The organism is Pseudomonas sp. YNh (assembly GCF_037993085.1).
In the GTDB taxonomy this organism is placed as follows: Bacteria; Pseudomonadota; Gammaproteobacteria; order Pseudomonadales; family Pseudomonadaceae; genus Aquipseudomonas; species Aquipseudomonas putida.
Genome location: NZ_JBBMRJ010000012.1, coordinates 132874 through 148412, shown reverse-complemented (window position 1 = coordinate 148412; position 15539 = coordinate 132874). Strand labels below are relative to the sequence as shown.

Below are 15539 nucleotides of genomic sequence, written 5' to 3'. Positions count from 1 at the left end.
AACTGAACAGACCGGAGCCAGAACATGACCAACTCGATGAACACAATGCGCTTTTTCATGCAGCACGAAAGGGTTCATGTCGCGTTGTCCGACAGTATTGCCGTGGTGTACCTGAGAGCTCAATCATGTGCTCTGGCAGAAACCAGGCTAACGAAAGAAACAACCCAGTCAGCGTTACTGGCTGCGGACACAGGGGCCTCAGTGGTACGAGTGAACACTCAGGCACAGACAGAGTCGGTTACCTACAATGTGTATGGCTTACACAGCCACGGTGAGATTCCTCCGCAGCGTCCTGCATTTAATGGGCACTTGCTGGTGAGTCACCTGTATTTACTCGGTAGTGGCTACCGTGCCTATAATTCTGTCTTGATGCGCTTTCAGAGTCCAGACAGCCTAAGTCCCTTTACTGTGGGTGGTTTGAACTGTTACGCCTACTGTACGGGTGATCCGATCAATTACGCTGATCCCAGTGGGCATGGCCCCATATTGAGGTCGCCCAGCCCCACGGGGAGAATGTCGCCTGGCTGGAGTGCCGCTGGTGGGAATCGGAGAAGGCTGTCGTCAGCGAGCGAAGAAAGCATAGTGCTTGAGGTACTGAATAGCCAACCTGGCTGGAGTGCCGCTGGTGGAAAGCGGAGAAGACTGTCGTCAGCGAGCGAAGAAAGAATAGTGCAGGAGGCACTGAATAGCCAACCGGGTTGGACTACCCCTGGCTCCCCCGTACAAAGCGGCCAGGCATCAAACTCTGCTCAAGGTCTGCAGGTGGCTGGTGCAAGTTCTGCTGTTTCACGGGGCGCGCAATCAGCGGTGCCAGCAGTAGGCGTACTGGGAGATCCGAGTGGATACCGACGTCTGCCTATGGATGCCGGTGATGTTGCCATACTCGAAAAATATAACTATGAAGCAATTAGGCGCATCTCGGGTTTTGATGTTGATACATCTAGAGAAGTGCGCGCCATTGCAATAGATGTTTTGGCTAACGGCGGAAATTTGCATAGCACTCTTATGAATAGCCCATGGTTCTTCAGTCGCAAGGAGGCCCAAAATGTCCGGCGTGGTTTAATGAAAGTCCTTGAAAATCGAAAATGAAGATGAAGGCTGGCCGTCAAAATTAAACTATCTTGTTTGTTGGGGAGGAATTATACCTTCGGCAAAGCGGCTGCACGAAGCCTACTCCCCCAGCATCTGCCGCACCAGCCATTGCCCCGCCGGCCCAAGCGCCCGCCGGCTTGACCACGCCACATCCATATCCACCCGGCGCGGGTAACCCGCTATCTGCAACTCCACCAGCTCGTTGCCAAACCGCGCCACCAGCGCCCTGGGCAGTTCGGCCCAGCCAAACCCGCGCACGGCAAATTCCAGCAGGGTGAGGTAATCCGGTGCCGACCAAGCTTGGCCGCGGCCGCGGTGCAGGCTGGGGGCGTAGGTCTTGATGTACAGCTGCCGCGCGTTTTCAAGGTGTTGCGTTTGCACCGTTTTCAGCCCCGCCAACGGATGCTCGCTGGCCACATACACACCGAACTCCGCCTGCTCGGGCAAGCGCGCCACGGCAACGTCGGCGGGGTAGCTGGGCTGTGTGGCCAGAATGCCGACGTGGGCCAGGCCCTGCTGGATCATATCGATCACATCAGCGTCTTCCGCCGGGCCGCAGCGCAATTCGGTGTGCGGGTACTGCTGGGCGAAGCGGGCCATCACGGCGCCCTGGAAGGTGACGCTGTAGCTGTCCGACATCACCACCGAGACCAGCGCCTCGACGTTTTGCGCCAGCCTGACTGCCAGGGCATCGAGCTGGGCGCTGGCGTCCAGGATCGCTTCGACATGGCTTAGCACCTGTCGGCCCGCTTCGTTCAGCGTGGGGTGGCGGCCACCGCGATCAAACAGCGGGCAGCCGATATCGGCCTCGAAATTGGCGATGGCGATGCTGATCGTGGACTGGCTTTTGCGCAATTTGCGTGCCGCCGCAGAAAATGAACCCAGCGATGCGGCTTCGACAAAGGCGACCAGAGCTTCGGGTGAGTAGCGCATGGTATTGATAAAACCGATGGTAGCTATGTCGCGAGTATCAGTTCTATCAAAGAAAATAGGAAGCACGACTCACGCAATGGATGGATTTTGCAATGAAAACGGTCTCTTTCACCGAACGCCTGGTACACGCCGTAGGCTATGAAATATTCGCGGTGCTGCTATGCGCACCACTGTTGTCCTGGGTGATGGGCAAATCGCTGGCGACGGCGGGTGCGTTGGCAATAACCCTATCGGTGATCGCCATGTTGTGGAACATGGTCTACAACGCGCTGGTCGATCGCTGGGTGCAGACTGAACGCATCCACTGGAAGGCCAGTGCACGCTTTGTGCACGGCCTGGGCTTCGAGGCCGGGCTGGTGGTGTGGTGCCTGCCGGTGGCGGCGTGGATGCTGGATATTTCGCTGCTGCAGGCGTTCATGGTGGAGCTGGGTTTCTTCGTGATCATCCTGCCCTACACCGTGCTGTACAACTGGGCGTTCGACAAAGCCCGGCATCTGCTGATGCAGCGTCGCGTGGCATGAGTAGCCGGCCCCAATTGCGAATGCTCACGCGTTCCCTGTGGGAGCGGGCAAGCCCGCGAAGCAGGCGACACGGTGGATGGCACCTGCTGCGCCGGTGTTCGCGGGCACGCCCGCTCCCACAGGGTCATCAACTCTGTCAAAAAAACGGGGCATGCCATCGCTGGCATGCCCCATTTTCATACAGCTGATGCGCCTCAGGCGACCTTGACGATCCAGCCTGCCGGTGCTTCAACATCACCGCTCTGGATGCCGGTCAGCTCGTTGTAGAGCTTCTGGGTAACCGGGCCAACCTTTTCCAGGTCATGGAACACGTGCAGCTTGCCGTTGTACTCGATACCGCCGATCGGGGTGATCACCGCGGCAGTACCGCAAGCGCCGGCTTCGATGAAGCGGTCCAGCTTGCTGATTTCGACATCGCCTTCGATCACGGTCAGGCCCAGACGCGATTGCGCCAGTTCCATCAGCGACAGACGGGTGATGCCCGGCAGCACCGAGGCCGATTTCGGGGTAACGAACTCGTTGTTGGCGGTGATGCCGAAGAAGTTGGCCGAACCGACTTCCTCGATCTTGGTATGGGTCAGCGGATCGAGGTAGATGGCGTCGGCGAAGTTGGCCTTCTTGGCTTCAGCGCCTGGCTGCAGGCTGGCGGCGTAGTTGCCACCGACCTTGGCTGCGCCGGTGCCTTGTGGGGCGGCGCGGTCGAAGCTGGAGATCTGGAAGTTGTGCGGCTTCATGCCGCCCTTGAAGTACGAGCCAACCGGAATGGCGAAGACCGAGAAGATGAACTCGGGGGCGGTGCGCACGCCAATGTTGTCACCGGTGCCGATCACGAACGGGCGCAGGTACAGGGCGCCTTTGCCGTGCGGTGGCACGAACTTTTCGTTGGCCTTGACCACTTGCTTGCACGCTTCGATGAACACATCGGTCGGCACGTGCGGCATCAGCAGGCGGGCGCAGCTGCGCTGCATGCGGGCGGCGTTCTGGTCGGGGCGGAACAGGTTGATCGAGCCGTCCTTGCAACGGTAGGCCTTGAGGCCTTCGAAGCATTGCTGGCCGTAGTGCAGGGCCGTGGAGCCTTCACTGATGTGCAGCACGTTGTCGTCGGTCAGGGTGCCCTTGTCCCACTCGCCATTGCGCCATACGGACAGGTAGCGTTTGTCGGTTTTGATGTAGTCGAAACCCAGCTTGTCCCAGTTAATGCTTTCGTTGCTCATGACACCCTCATTGTCTTGCAAGTGCCCGATCGCTCGGGCTGCTGTTATACGCGCACCACGCCACCATAATACATCCGTCGCGGATCGGGAACGGCCAGTCACGAATTGATAGCCTGCGATGCTTTTTTTTCGGTTCCTACAACTGCAGGTACTCATCCAGTTCAAGGTTTTCCAGCAAAACGGCATCATGGGACGCCACTATCAGCGCCCCGCGAAACTGCCGGAGCATGCGCTCCAGGGCTGCCAGTGACGGCAGGTCAAGGTGGTTGCCGGGCTCATCCAGCAGCAACAGGTCGAGGGGGCGCTCGCGGTATAGGACGGCGGCCAGCGCTGCCTTCATCCGTTCGCCGCCGCTGAGCAGGCTGCTGGGCAGCTCGATACGGGCCGCATCCAGGCCCAGTTGTGCCAGGCGGCTGCGCAATTCGCCCTGGGCCAGCACCGGGTTGGCTTGGTGCAGGTGTTCAAGCACGCTGCTGTGGCCTGTCAGCGTGCTGCAGTGCTGGTCGAGCAGGGCAGTTTCGCCACTGCGGCGCAAAATGTCGGGTGATGCCGGTAATTCCCCATTCAGCAGCCTCAGCAGCGTGGACTTGCCACTGCCATTGGCGCCGACCAGGCCCAGCCGCTGGCCCAGGCACAAGCGCAGGTCAAGCGGTTTGCGGGTGCCATGGGGCAAGCGAAGTGCCTGCAGGGCCAACACTTCGCGGCCGACATGACGCTGGGGCGTGGGGGCATGCAAGGTAATTGCAGTGGCTTGCTCGACCTCGCGGGCGGCGTCATGCACTTTGCCCAGCAATGCTTGCCGGGCATCGCGATGATCACGCCGCTGCTTGCCCGCCGTGGCCTGGCTGCGTTCCTGCTGGCGGTCGACCAGGATCTTGGCCTGGTTGGCATGCCTGGCTTGACGCCCGGCCCGGGCCTGATGGCGTTCCAGGTCTTCGCGCTGGCGCTGCAGTTCACGGGCCTGGCGTTGTTGCTCCTGCTTCAGCCGGGCAAGTTGCTGCTGGGCTTGCGCCACCTGGCTGGCTTTTTGTGCTGCATAGAAGCTGTAGTTGCCGCCATAGGCCTGCAACCCCAGGCTGGACAGTTCGACAATGCGTGCCATGTGCGCCAGCAGGCTGCGGTCGTGACTGATTACCAGCAAACCTCGGTCCCAGCCCTCGATCATGCTCAGCAGCTGGGCACGGGCGTCGCTGTCCAGGTGGTTGCTCGGTTCGTCGAGGATCAGGTAGTCGGCACCGCTGAGCCATGCGCCTGCCAGCGCCACGCGCATGGCCTGGCCGCCGCTCAGGCTGCGTGCGGGCTGGCGCCAGTCAAGGTGACCCAGGCCGTTGCGCTGCAGGTGCATCTGCAATTGCTCGCGGATATCCCAGCGCTCGCCAACGGTGTCGAAATCCTGGGGGTTGATGCTGCCTTGCTCGATGCGCTCGAGCGCCGCAACCACCGCCCCCACCTGCGCCAGGTCGGCAAGCGTGGCGCTGCGCTCGATTACCTGCTGGTTCAGCAGATGGACAGGCCCACGGCGCCTGCACTGGCCGCTGCTCGGTGCACGCTGGCCGGCGAGAACCTGCCCTAGCAGGCTCTTGCCCACGCCATTGCGCCCGACCAGGCCGGTACGCCGTTGGTCGAAGGTTTCGTTGAGGTCGGTAAACAGTACCCGGCCATCAGGCAAGGCCAAACAGACGCTGTCCAGCGTCAGGATCGACGTGTTCGTCATGCACAACTCCACAAATGCCGCGACATCTCCGGAGCAAACCGGAGGCTGAAGACTGGCCGTCGAATGGACGGCGGCATTAATGGCGCATTGGACGAATACCTCATACTGGGGGAGTGCGTAGCCTAACGGCCCGCTGGGGGCGGGTAAAGTACCGCCCGCCGTGTATGGGTTTCCTGCACGGGCCTCATCGCCGGCAAGCCAGCTCCCACAGGAACTGCGCTGCCTCCAGGCCGGCGCGGTCAAGGTGAGAACTGCGCTGGCTTCAGGCCGGTGCGGTCAGGTGGGAGCTGGCTTGCCGGCGATGCGCCGCGTGAGCGGCGCCCGATCTTGACTGGCCCTGAGCTCAGTGCCCCGTCAAGCGCTTGGCCCAGTCGCCTCCGTGGCTCTGTTTGCAGGCCTCTTCGCTGTCAAACCGTACATGCCAGGCCGGGTGATCCAGTTGTATGCCGGCGTGGTCCAACGCCTGGCGGGTCAGCGCAAGCATGCGTGCCTTTGCTTCACCCGCCACAGCAGCGACTTTCTCGGCCTCTTGGTCAAACACCCAAGTAATACGCAGGCTGGCCGGGAAGTTCTCAGGATCCAGGCGATGGGTGAGCCAGGTGAACCCGACGATTTCTGCCTTGGCGGTTTCACAGGCGTCCGTCAGGCACGCTACCAGCTCCCGCTCCAGGCGGGCCATTTCGCGTTTGCCCAGCGCCTTCACAGGTTGGCCTCGTCATCGATCTGCTGGCAGAAGCGCAGGCGGTTGCCGAACGGGTCGCACACCTGCATCTGCAGGCCCCAGTCCAGGCGCTCGGCTTCGGGCCGGGCGTAACCGTACTGTTTGCCTTGCAGTTCATGCTCCAGCGCCCGCAGGTCGTCGAGGCGGGCAAACACTGTAGAGCCGGGGCAGGCATCGCCATGGTGCTCGGTAAGGTGCAGTATCAGGCCATCACGGTGAATCTGCATGTACAACGGCAGGTCCGGGCTGAAGCGGTGCTCCCAGTCCAGGCTGAAGCCGAGGAAATCCATGTAGAACTCCCTGGCCTTGTCGACCGAGAAGATGCGCAGTACCGGTATGGCGGGGGCGAGGGGCATGGGGCGTCCTTGACAGTGGGCAAAGTCGCCACTGTACCGCAGTGCCGCCAAGAGTTGTCGGCACGCCCCGCAGCAATGGTTGACCACCCGCCAGCCACTGCGTAGCCTTGCCACTTCGAGGTTCTTCGGCCAGGCCGAAGCTAAGACGGGAACGCGGTAAAAGCCGCGGCTGCCCCCGCAACTGTAAGCACCGACAACGGATCGACACAGCCACTGCGCCAACGCGCGGGAAGGCGTCATCCCGCCAGCCCGCGGTTCAACTGAACGGGGGATGGAACGGTGCAAGCCAGGAGACCTGCCTCGCAACGTTTTCGACTTTCAACCGGGCGGGGTGATCCGGTGGCGAACAAGCCCGGCCGGCCTGGCCCGCGGCTGTCGTCCTGCATGCCCGCGCCACTCTGCCAAGGGCAATGCGACATGAAAACACTGGCCAAGCTTCCCGTTACCATCGTTACCGGCTTCCTCGGCTCGGGCAAGACCACCTTGCTGCGCCACATGCTCGACAACGCCCAGGGCCGCCGCATTGCGGTCATCGTCAACGAATTCGGCGAACTGGGCATCGACGGCGAAATCCTCAAGCAGTGCAGCATCGGTTGCACCGAGGAAGAAGCCAGCGGCCGTGTCTATGAACTGGCCAACGGCTGCCTGTGCTGCACCGTGCAGGAAGAGTTCTTCCCGGTCATGCGCGAGCTGGTAGCTCGCCGCGGCGACCTGGACCACATCCTGATCGAGACCAGCGGCCTCGCCCTGCCCAAGCCGCTGGTGCAAGCCTTCCAGTGGCCGGAAATCCGCAACGCCTGCACTGTCGACGCGGTCATCACCGTGGTCGACAGCCCGGCCGTGGCCGCCGGCACGTTTGCCGCCTACCCGGACCAGGTCGATGCCCAGCGCAAGCTCGACCCTAACCTGGACCACGAATCGCCACTGCATGAGCTGTTCGCCGATCAGCTGGCCAGCGCCGACCTGGTGGTACTGAACAAGGCCGACCTGATCGACGCGGAAGGCCTGGCCAAGGTCCGCGCCGAAGTGGCCGAAGAACTGCCGCCGGCAGTCAAGGTGGTCGAGGCCAGCAGCGGCAAGCTGCCACTGGAGGTGCTGCTGGGCGTGGGCGCCGAGTCCGAGGCACACATCGATGGCCGCCGCACCCACCACGATTCGCACCACGACGGCGATGATCATGACGACCATGATCACGACGCCTTCGATTCCATCTCCATCGACCTGCCAGAGGCTGACGAAAGCCTGCTGCTCGACGCCCTGACCCAGCTGGTGGTGGAATTCGGCATCCTGCGCGCCAAAGGTTTCGCGGCCATCCCGGGCAAACCGATGCGCCTGCTGGTACAAGGCGTGGGTACGCGTTTCGACAAGCACTTCGACCGCGCCTGGCGTGCCGACGAGCCGCGCATCACCCGCCTGGTGCTGATCGGCCAGGAACTGGACGCTGCCCAGCTGGAAGCGCGCCTGCGCCAGGCCTTGGGCGCCTGACCCGTGCACCTGCTGCGGACCCAGCCCGGCGGCTTCGTGCCGGACGACAGTATTGCCGATCTCGGCCAGACACCCGCCGAGCTGGTGATTCTCTGCAGCGGCGATTCGCACCTGGCGCTGCTCGCCGATACCGCCGAGCAATTGCCTGAAGGCTTCCCCAGCCTGCGCCTGGCCAACCCGATGCAGGTGCAGAACCACGCTTCGGTCGACCTGTATGTCGACCAGGTGCTGCGCCATGCCAAGGTCATCCTGGTGTCGCTGCACGGCGGTGTCGGCTACTGGCGCTATGGTGTTGAACAACTGGTCGAGCTGGCCGCCCGTGGCGTGCAGCTGATACTGGTGCCGGGCGATGATCGACCGGACCCGGAGCTGACCCGCCTGGGCACCGTCGCGGGCGACCAGGCCGAGCGCCTCTGGCACTACTTGCGCCAGGGCGGCAAGGCCAATGCCATCAACCTGTTCAACTGCCTGGCCAACCAGTGGCTGGGCCGCGATTATGCCTGGGACGAGCCGCAACCCTTGCCGCGCACCGCTGTGTATCACCCGGCCAAGGGCAGTGTGGCACTGGAAGACTGGTACCCGCACTGGCACCCGGATTACCCGGTGGCGCCGCTGCTGTTCTACCGCTCCCACTTGCAGGCGGCCAACACCGCGTTCATCGACGTGTTCTGCCAGCGCCTGCAAGCCGCTGGCTTGAACCCGTTGCCGATTGCCGTGGCCAGCCTAAAGGAAAGCGCCTGCCTGGAGCAGGTCGAGGCCTGGCTGGACGAAGTCGGTGCCGAAGTGCTGGTCAATACCACCGGTTTTGCCCTGTCCAGCCCCGAACGGCCCAACCTGCGCCCGTTCCGCCGTGACATTCCGGTGCTGCAGGCCATCTGCGCGCAGGACAACCAGCCCGGCTGGGAAGCCAGCGAACAGGGGCTCGGTGCGCGCGACCTGGCCATGCACATCGCCTTGCCCGAACTGGACGGGCGCATCATTACCCGCCCGGTCAGTTTCAAGGACATGGCCTGGCGCAGCGAGCGCAGCCAGTCCGACGTGGTGTGCTACCGCGCCCACCCCGAGCGCATGGACTTCGTCGCCGAGCTGGCCCGCCGCTGGGTCGAGCTGGCGCGCCTGCCCAACGCCCAGAAACGCGTGGCCCTGGTAATGGCCAACTACCCGACCCGCGATGGCCGCATTGGCAACGGCGTTGGCCTGGACACGCCCGCTGCCGCACTGAACATTCTCAAGGCGCTGCAGACCGAAGGCTATCCGCTGGCCGATTTGCCGGACAGCGGCACGCAACTGATTCACCAGCTGCTCGGCGGCGTGACCAACGACCTTGACCACCTCGACCAGCGCCCTTGCGCCCAGAGCCTGAGCCTGGCCGACTACCAGGCCGCCTTCGAGCGCTTGCCCGAGGCCAATCGCCAGGCAGTGCTGGAGCGCTGGGGGCCGCCCGAGCAGGACCCGATGTACCGCAGCGGCCGGCTGATGGTGGCCGGCTTGCGCTTTGGCCTGACCTTCGTCGGCATCCAGCCCGCCCGGGGCTACCAGGTAGACCCCAGCGCGGTGTATCACGACCCCGACCTGGTGCCGCCGCACGGCTACCTGGCGTTCCACTTCTGGCTGCGCCACGCGTTCGCCGCCGACGCGGTGATCCACGTCGGCAAGCACGGCAACCTCGAATGGCTGCCCGGCAAGGGCGTCGGCTTGTCGGCGCAGTGCTGGCCGGACGCGCTGCTTGGCCCGCTGCCGAACATCTACCCGTTCATTGTCAACGACCCGGGCGAGGGCGCCCAGGCCAAGCGCCGTACCCAGGCGGTGATCATCGACCACTTGATGCCGCCGCTGACCCGTGCCGAAACCTACGGCCCGTTGCGCCACCTGGAGCAACTGGCCGACGAGTTCTACGAAGCGCAGCTACTCGACCCGCGGCGTGCCCGCGAGTTGCAGCGCGACATCCTCGAGCTGGTCAAGGTCAACCACATCGACCGTGAGCTGCAACTGGAAGGGCAGCTGGACGATGCCGCCGTCTGGCTGCCGCGCTTGGACACCTATCTGTGCGACCTGAAGGAATCGCAGATTCGCGATGGGCTGCACGTGTTTGGTCAATCGCCAGAAGGGCGGCTGCGCCTGGACACGCTGCTGGCGCTGTTGCGGGTCGAGCGTGGCGACGGTCGTGGCGGTAATGCCAGCCTGCTGCGGGCCTTGGCCAAGGCCTTGGTGCCAGGCTTTGACCCGCTCGATTGTGAGCTTGGGCTGCCCTGGCAGGGCGAACGCCCTGAGCAGCTTCTGGCCATGAGCAGTGAACCCTGGCGCACCTGTGGCGATACCCGCGAGCGCCTGGAGCTTTTGGCGCAGCAGGTGATCGAGCAAGCGCTGGGCGGCACCCTGCAGTTGCCTGAACCGAGCGAATGGCAGCCGGTGCACGACGTGGTGCAGGCTTTGCGCGAAGCGGTGGCGCCCAGCCTGGATGCCTGCGGCACTGCTGAAATGAGTGGCCTGCTGGCGGCGCTGGCCGGGCGATTCGTGCCTGCCGGCCCCAGCGGTGCGCCCAGCCGTGGCCGCCTCGACGTGCTGCCCACCGGCCGCAACTTCTATACCGTGGATGTGCGCAACCTGCCCACTACCACGGCCTGGCGCCTGGGCTTCGCCTCGGCCAGCCTGATCCTCGAGCGCCACCTGCAGGACCATGGCGATCACCTGCGCCAGCTTGGCCTGTCGGTGTGGGGCACGGCGACCATGCGTACCGGCGGCGACGACATCGCCCAAGCCATGGCGCTGATGGGTGTACGGCCGGTGTGGGCGACCGGCAGCCAACGCGTTGACGATTTTGAAATACTGCCGCTGAGCCTGCTCGACCGCCCGCGGGTGGATGTGACCTTGCGCGTTTCGGGCTTTTTCCGCGATGCCTTCGGCAACCTTATCCGCCTGTTCGATGCGGCCGTGCAGGCAGTGGCCGCGCTGGACGAGCCCGATGATCTCAACCCGTTGGCCGCCCGTGTACGCAGCGAGCGTGCCACGCTGCAAGCGCAAGGCGTAGACGCCGAGCAGGCCGCGCGCCAGGCAGGCTGGCGGGTGTTCGGCGCCAAACCCGGCGCGTATGGCGCGGGGGTGCAGAACGCTATCGACGGGCGCCTGTGGCACAGCCGCGACGATCTGGCCGAGGTCTACCTCAACCATGGTGGCTACGCCTACGGCGGCAGCGACGACGGCACCCCGGCCCGCACCCAGTTCGCCCAACGCCTGGCCAAAGTGCAGGCGGTGCTGCAGAACCAGGACAACCACGAACACGACCTGCTCGACTCGAACGATTACTACCAGTTCCAGGGTGGCATGCTGGCGGCGTCAGAAACCTTGTCCGGGGCGCCGGTGGCCAGCTACCACGGCGACCACAGCCAGGCAGACCGACCCCGCATCCGTACCCTCAAGGAAGAGCTGAACCGGGTGATCCGCGCCCGCGCGCTCAACCCCAAGTGGATAGACGGGGTCAAGCGCCACGGCTACAAGGGGGCCTTCGAGATAGCGGCGACGGTCGACAACCTGTTCGCCTTCGATGCCACCACCCACCTGATCGACGACCATCATTACCAAGGGCTGGCCGATGCCTACGTGCTCGACCCGGCTACCCGCGATTTCATGCGCGAGCACAACCCCGAGGCCCTGCGCGACCTTACCGAGCGCCTGCTGGAGGCCCAGCAGCGCGGGCTGTGGCAGGCGCCAGGCGACTACCGCGAAGCCCTTGAGGAACAACTGCTCGACGGCGAGGAACAGGCTTGAAATGAGTGAACCCGTGCAATTTCCGCTGGCCGCTGTGGTCGGTGCCGACGACCTGAAGCTGGCACTGTGCCTGACCGCCATCGACCCGAAAATCGGCGGAGTGCTGATCGAAGGGCCGCGTGGCATGGCCAAGAGCACCCTGGCCCGTGGCCTGGCCGACCTGCTTGGCGAAGGCCCGTTTGTCACCTTGCCACTGGGTGCCAGTGAAGAACGGCTGGTCGGCACCCTCGACCTGGATGCCGCGCTGGGGCAGGGCAAGGCGCAGTTTTCCCCGGGCGTGCTGGCCCAGGCCGACGGTGGCGTGCTGTATGTCGATGAGGTCAACCTGCTGCCCGACACGCTGGTCGACCTGTTGCTCGATGTGGCTGCCAGTGGCACCAACCGCATCGAGCGCGACGGCATCTCGCATCGGCACAGCGCCCGCTTCGTGCTGATTGGCACCATGAACCCGGAAGAGGGCGAGCTGCGCCCGCAGTTGCTCGACCGTTTTGGCCTGAACGTGGCCCTTGAGGGCCTGCCTGAGCCTGAGGCCCGTCAGCAGATCATTCGCCGGCGCCTGGCCTTCGACAGTGACCCGCAGGCTTTCTGCACGCAATGGGCTGCGGCCCAGGCGCAGTTGCGCGAGCGCTGCCAGGCGGCGCGCCATGCCCTGGCCGGTATTGCCCTGGATGACCAAGCGCTGGCCTGGATTACCGAGCGTTGCTACGCCGCCGGTGTCGACGGCTTGCGTGCCGATCTGGTGTGGTTGCGTGCTGCGCGCGCCCACTGCGCCTGGCGCGGTGCGGCGGCCATCGAAGAAGTGGATGTCGAAGCGGTGGCCGAGTTTGCCTTGCGCCATCGCCGCCGCGTTGCGCCCCAGGCCAACCCGCCGTCGGCGCCGCAGCCGCCTGACCAGCAGCCCGGCCAGCAAAGCGCTGGCAACGCGGGTGAACAGGGCGGGCAGGGCGACTGGGGGGCATTGCCGGCGCAACCTGTGGCCAGCGGCGCACGCCGCGAGGTACCGAACTGGGCAAAAAAGCCCTGAGCATCCCCCAGTCACCTGCAAAAGGGGCGGATGCCAAAGCGGGCGCAGGCAAGCAGAACGGCGCCAGCCGTGGCCGCGCGTGCAGTGCAGCAAGCGGCCGGGTGGCCTGGCTGCCGACCTTGCTCAAAGGGCGGCCACGGCTACGCCAGGACCTGTGCTGGCAACAACGCCAGGCCAAACCGGCAGAGTTGTGGCTGGTGATCGTCGACGCTTCGGCCTCGACCCGCCGCCATCAGGCGTTGGCACACACCAAAGGGCTGCTGGCGGCATTGTTCGACCAGGCCTACCGCCAGCGCGCCCGCCTGGCCTTGCTGACCGCCAGCGGGCGCACACCGCAGTGGCAGCGCCATGGCCTGAAGGCTTCGGCGGCCTTGCAGCCGTGGCTGCAGGCATTGGGCGCCGGTGGCGGTACGCCGCTGATCGCGGCACTGGAACAGGCCCGGAATTGGCTACAGGCGCGCCAGCGCGCCCATCCGGATGAAGCGGTACGCTGCCTGGTGTTTACCGATGGTCGCCTTCAGCACTGGAACGCCTTACAACCCATGCCCTGTACTACATTGGTGGTGGATATGGAGTTGGCGCCGGTGCGTATTGGGCGCGCGCAACGCCTGGCCGAACAATTGCAGGCTGATTACCAGCACTTGCAGCAGTTCAAGGCGGTGGACTGAACAGCATGGATGCGACACTGTGTCGCTATAGTGGAAGTTGCCAGAACAGCAACTTTGCATTTGAACAAGTGCGTGGCATTGCACGCACTTGGTTTGCCAGGCGATATTACTTTGGCATTGACCACGGGTGCAGGTCGTAACCTTTTTCGCACAGTTCGGCGCGCACTTCTTCGATCAGGCTGGCCCACTGGGCAGGGTCGGAGTAGGTGCTCGAAGACACTCGCTTGCTGCCGATGCGGGTGTTGGTCCGGTCGATCACTGCCAGGCTCAGCTCACCAGTACCGTTGGGTGCATCCCAGGCTACGCACTGGAAAGGTTCGAAGGCGTGGTCGGCAATCAGCAGTGCTTCGTTGACACGGAGCGGGGCATTCATGGTTCGGTCTCTCTACGGTCCCAAACATCGAAGTGATTCCGCGTTGCTTTAAAGTCGCCTCAATGGTCGCGAAGTGCAGCGCGGGGTTATGTGTACTGATGCTCGTTGTCCGTGGGCAAGTCACACATTAGGTGTAAAATTTTTTGTCAGGCTTGAATCCGTTCTTCCCTGCGCCGCCATGTGATGTCGATAAAGTGCGAAAATTCCCGTGGCACTTTGTAAAAAAATGCGTCAGCAGACAGACGGTAGTGGGCACCGTCAACTTCGTTGCTACTGTTAAACGGGCGCCACAACTTGCTGTTTTACTTCATAAAACCTAAAACTGGCGCCAAGGAACGGTCATGCTGCAGCCTGCCGCCCAACGTCGTTTGCTCATCGTCGACCCCTGCGACGACTGCCACCAATTGTTGCCAGGCCTGAGTAGCGCAGGCTGGGATGTGGATAGTTGCGTGCTCGGTGCCGCGCTCGATCACCCTTGTGATGTCGGCTTGTTGCGCTTGCAGGCTTCGCACCTCAGGCACCCGGACGCGGTCAAGGACATGATCAAGCGCAGTAACACCGAATGGATCGCGGTGTTAAGCGCCGAACAGTTGCGCATGCCGGCCGTCGGCGATTTTGTCTGCGAATGGTTCTTCGACTTCCACACCCTGCCATTCGATGTCTCCCGCGTGCAGGTCACCCTTGGCCGGGCGTTCGGCATGGCGCGCCTGCGTGGCAAAGGGGCCGCCAAGGTGGACGACGCCACCCACGAACTGCTTGGCGAAAGCCGGCCGATCCGCGAGTTGCGCAAGTTGCTGGGCAAGTTGGCACCCACCGAGTCGCCTGTGCTGATCCGTGGTGAAAGCGGCACGGGCAAGGAACTGGTGGCCCGCACCCTGCACCGGCAGTCGCAACGCAGTGACCAGCCGTTCGTCGCCATCAACTGCGGGGCAATCCCCGAGCACCTGATCCAGTCCGAACTGTTCGGCCATGAGAAGGGCGCTTTCACCGGTGCCCATCAGCGCAAGACCGGGCGCATTGAAGCCGCCCACGGTGGCACGTTGTTTCTGGATGAAATTGGTGACTTGCCGCTGGAATTGCAGGCCAATCTGCTGCGTTTTCTACAAGAAAAGCACATCGAGCGGGTGGGCGGCAGCCAGCCGATTCCGGTGGATGCGCGGGTTCTGGCCGCCACCCACGTGGACCTGGAAAGAGCCATCGAACAGGGGCGTTTTCGCGAAGACCTGTATTACCGCCTGAACGTATTGCAGGTGGTGACCGCGCCCCTGCGGGACCGACATGGTGACTTGTCGATGCTGGCCAGCCATTTTGCCCATTTCTATAGCCTGGAAACCGGGCGCCGGCCGCGTTCATTCAGCGACCATGCCCTGGCGGCCATGGGCCGGCATGACTGGCCGGGCAATGTACGCGAGCTGGCCAACCGGGTGCGCCGCGGCCTGGTACTCGCCGAAGGCCGGCAGATCGAGGCGCAGGACCTGGGCCTGCAGACGTTGGACCCAGGGCAGCAGCCGCTGGGCACACTAGAGGAATACAAGCAGCGGGCCGAGCGCCAGGCCTTGTGCGATGTGCTTAACCGGCATAGCGATAACATGAGCGTAGCGGCGAAGGTGCTGGGGATCTCCCGGCCCACCTTCTACCGCTTGCTGCACAAGCATCAGATACGCTGACTGAAC

The 15539-nt window shown here is 63.7% G+C and carries 13 protein-coding genes, 1 pseudogene and 1 riboswitch; of the genes and pseudogenes, 8 read left to right on the top strand and 6 right to left on the bottom strand.

The annotated features are described in order from the left end of the window. Nucleotides 1-24: 24 nt before the first annotated feature. Nucleotides 25-465 (top strand): annotated as a pseudogene (locus WF331_RS14920) (RHS repeat-associated core domain-containing protein); the annotation flags it as partial. Nucleotides 466-762: 297 nt separating this feature from the next. Further along, nucleotides 763-1089, top strand: coding sequence for a hypothetical protein (locus tag WF331_RS14915; RefSeq protein ID WP_284398606.1), 327 nt, complete (start codon nt 763-765; stop codon nt 1087-1089). 81 nt (nt 1090-1170) lie between these two features. Here the strand turns inward: WF331_RS14915 and WF331_RS14910 are convergent, their stop codons facing one another. Then, a complete protein-coding gene (locus WF331_RS14910; protein WP_284360993.1) occupies nt 1171-2025 on the bottom strand; it encodes a LysR family transcriptional regulator in 855 nt (284 codons plus the stop codon). A 92-nt stretch (nt 2026-2117) separates the two neighbouring features. On the opposite strand from WF331_RS14910, the gene WF331_RS14905 reads away from it, so the two are divergent. Further along, on the top strand, nt 2118-2546 hold the full coding sequence (locus WF331_RS14905) for a multidrug/biocide efflux PACE transporter (RefSeq protein WP_016499406.1): 429 nt from the start codon (nt 2118-2120) through the stop codon (nt 2544-2546). Between the two features lie 194 nt (nt 2547-2740). Here WF331_RS14905 and WF331_RS14900 read toward each other — a convergent pair whose 3' ends face one another. From WF331_RS14900 to WF331_RS14885, 4 genes are all read right to left on the bottom strand, one after another. Beyond that, nucleotides 2741-3760, bottom strand: coding sequence for a branched-chain amino acid aminotransferase (locus WF331_RS14900; protein ID WP_016487380.1), 1020 nt, complete (start codon nt 3758-3760; stop codon nt 2741-2743). 136 nt (nt 3761-3896) lie between these two features. After that, complete coding sequence (locus tag WF331_RS14895; RefSeq protein ID WP_284360998.1) at nt 3897-5474, bottom strand: ATP-binding cassette domain-containing protein; 1578 nt, start codon at nt 5472-5474, stop codon at nt 3897-3899. Nucleotides 5475-5817: 343 nt separating this feature from the next. After that, nucleotides 5818-6177, bottom strand: coding sequence for a hypothetical protein (locus WF331_RS14890; protein ID WP_241800199.1), 360 nt, complete (start codon nt 6175-6177; stop codon nt 5818-5820). Continuing rightward, nucleotides 6174-6551 carry a glyoxalase superfamily protein gene (locus WF331_RS14885; RefSeq protein ID WP_016499409.1) on the bottom strand — a complete coding sequence of 126 codons (378 nt, stop codon included), beginning with the start codon at nt 6549-6551 and terminating at the stop codon, nt 6174-6176. The genes WF331_RS14890 and WF331_RS14885 overlap by 4 nt, the downstream gene beginning before the upstream one ends. Before the next feature lie 101 nt (nt 6552-6652). Beyond that, nucleotides 6653-6868: riboswitch (cobalamin riboswitch) on the top strand. Nucleotides 6869-6968: 100 nt separating this feature from the next. On the opposite strand from WF331_RS14885, the gene cobW reads away from it, so the two are divergent. The 4 genes from cobW to WF331_RS14865 all read left to right on the top strand — a co-directional run bounded on the left by cobW (nt 6969) and on the right by WF331_RS14865 (nt 13493). Then, entirely contained in the window at nt 6969-8036 is a 1068-nt protein-coding gene (gene cobW / locus WF331_RS14880) for a cobalamin biosynthesis protein CobW (RefSeq protein ID WP_016487376.1), read from the top strand. Nucleotides 8037-8039: 3 nt separating this feature from the next. Continuing rightward, nucleotides 8040-11801: a cobaltochelatase subunit CobN gene (cobN, locus tag WF331_RS14875; protein ID WP_284361010.1), complete on the top strand. Its 3762-nt coding sequence runs from the start codon at nt 8040-8042 to the stop codon at nt 11799-11801. Between the two features lies 1 nt (nt 11802). Beyond that, entirely contained in the window at nt 11803-12825 is a 1023-nt protein-coding gene (locus WF331_RS14870) for an ATP-binding protein (RefSeq protein WP_016499411.1), read from the top strand. Between the two features lie 101 nt (nt 12826-12926). After that, the gene (locus tag WF331_RS14865) at nt 12927-13493 is read left to right on the top strand and encodes a vWA domain-containing protein (protein WP_049275019.1); all 567 of its coding nucleotides are present in this window, start codon (nt 12927-12929) and stop codon (nt 13491-13493) included. Nucleotides 13494-13599: 106 nt separating this feature from the next. Here WF331_RS14865 and WF331_RS14860 read toward each other — a convergent pair whose 3' ends face one another. Beyond that, a complete protein-coding gene (locus tag WF331_RS14860; protein ID WP_340623045.1) occupies nt 13600-13866 on the bottom strand; it encodes a hypothetical protein in 267 nt (88 codons plus the stop codon). Between the two features lie 341 nt (nt 13867-14207). On the opposite strand from WF331_RS14860, the gene WF331_RS14855 reads away from it, so the two are divergent. Further along, nucleotides 14208-15533, top strand: a complete 1326-nt coding sequence (locus tag WF331_RS14855; RefSeq protein ID WP_016499414.1) for a sigma-54 dependent transcriptional regulator — start codon at nt 14208-14210, stop codon at nt 15531-15533. Nucleotides 15534-15539: the final 6 nt, after the last annotated feature.